The organism is Streptomyces pathocidini (assembly GCF_001418495.1).
GTDB classification, from domain to species: domain Bacteria; phylum Actinomycetota; class Actinomycetes; order Streptomycetales; family Streptomycetaceae; genus Streptomyces; species Streptomyces pathocidini.
In genome coordinates this window covers 1-1,672 of sequence record NZ_LIQY01000552.1, presented here as the reverse complement: position 1 = coordinate 1,672, position 1,672 = coordinate 1, and the positions used below count along the sequence as shown (strand labels likewise).

Sequence of the window (1,672 nt, the reverse complement as noted above, 5' to 3'; positions counted from 1 at the left end):
CACATCGGCGGGCCCGCCGACGTTGGCCAGCAGCGGCACCTTGTGCCCGTCCGAGGTCGCACCCGGACCGGAAGCGGCGGCCAGCGCCGCCTTGCGCTCCGCGGCAGCGGTCTCCAGCTGGGTCCGCTTCTCGACCGTCGGCTCCACGAAGATGTCACCCGTGCTGCCGTCCACCGCGATCACGGTGCCCTCGGCCAGCTCTCCGGCGCCCGGCAGCGCGACCACCGCGGGCACACCCAACGCCCGCGCCAGAATGGCGCTGTGGCTGGTCGGCCCACCCTCCTCGGTCACGAACCCGAGCACGAGCGTCGGGTCCAGCAGCGCTGTGTCCGCCGGCGCCAGATCCCGGGCGATCAGCACATACGGCTCGTCGCTGTCCGGCACACCCGGCATCGGCACACCCAGCAGCCGCGCGACGATCCGGTTCCGGACGTCGTCCAGGTCGGCCACCCGGCCCGCCAGGTACTCCCCGGCCCCCGCGAGCAGCGCCCGGTACGCGGCGAACGCGTCGTACACCGCCCGCTCGGCCGTGCTGCCCACCGCGATCCGCCGGTCGACGTCCGCCATGAGCTCGGGGTCCTGCGCCATCATGGCCTGCGCCTCGAGCACGGCCTGCGCCTCGCCGCCCGCGAGGTTGCCCCGCGCGATCAGATCGGCCGACACGGCCTCAACGGCCTGACGCGCCCTGCCCTGTTCGCGCGGCGCCTCGTCCGTCGGAATCTGCTTCGCCGGCGGCTCCAGCACCGCCGTACCCATATGCCGAACCTCGCCGATCGCCACCCCGTGGCTCACGCCGACGCCTCGCAGCGTTGTCTCCATGTCACTGTCTCCGTCGATGCGGCGGAAGATCCCCGCCGTGGTGGTTGTCGTCCTCGCCGTCAGCGCGGCCGGGGCTCACTTCCAGGTGAAGAGGGTGTCACCCGGCTTCACGTCATTGTCCTGGGCCACCTCGCCCAGCGCCTCGGCGGTGGCCTCCAGCGCCACGACCGGACACACCGCGGACTTCCCCGCGGCCTCCACCGCCGCCGGGTTCCACCGCACCACGGGAGTCCCGCGCTGCACCGTGTCGCCCTTGTTGACGAGCAGCTGGAAGCCCTCACCGTTGAGCTGAACCGTGTCGATGCCCAGGTGCGTCAGCACCCCGTGCCCCTCCTGGTCCACTACGACGAACGCGTGCGGGTGCAGCGACACTACGATGCCGTCGACGGGCGATACCGCGTCATGAGGCTCCCGCACCGGGTCGATCGCGGTACCGGGTCCCACCATGGCCCCCGAGAAGACGGGATCGGGCACTGCCGCGAGTCCAATGGCACGCCCGGCGAGCGGGGACGTCACGGTGGTCATGGGAAGCCTCCCAGAGGTGGGGATTTCGATCAGGTGCCGCCCCTGTCCGTCCTGGGCGGCATGCTGATCAGAAGCGTAAGTCATGGAAAGTACCGGTTCCGCCCGGTGGAGTCCGCCCAACCGGTTTGCCCCTCACCGACCGGACCCTGTACTGTCGTACCCCTGCCCGCCGCCAGGCAACGCGATCAACCGCGACCCGGCGAGGGCGGCAATAACTATCGGTCGTCCTCCCGAATCCTTTCCTGGATCCGATTCCGCTTGCCTGCGGATGGTGGTCAGGAAGACGGAAAACGCCTGATAGTGTCTGAAACACCGAAGGGAAGCGCCC

2 protein-coding genes are annotated in these 1,672 nt (G+C 70.6%); both read right to left on the bottom strand.

What is annotated here, in order from left to right; translation table 11 throughout:
• The coding region (locus tag AOK16_RS22395) for a PEP-utilizing enzyme (protein ID WP_240483696.1) at nucleotides 1-819 on the bottom strand (819 nt) is incomplete at its 3' end.
• A 75-nt stretch (nucleotides 820-894) separates the two neighbouring features.
• Entirely contained in the window at nucleotides 895-1,344 is a 450-nt protein-coding gene (locus AOK16_RS22390) for a PTS sugar transporter subunit IIA (protein WP_055473969.1), read from the bottom strand.
• Between the last annotated feature and the right edge of the window lie 328 nt (nucleotides 1,345-1,672).

What these genes read in the sequence shown, in the direction of transcription:
- AOK16_RS22390 (WP_055473969.1), bottom strand. Translation starts at nt 1,344, where the DNA reads ATGACCACCGTGACGTCCCCGCTCGCCGGGCGTGCCATTGGACTCGCG.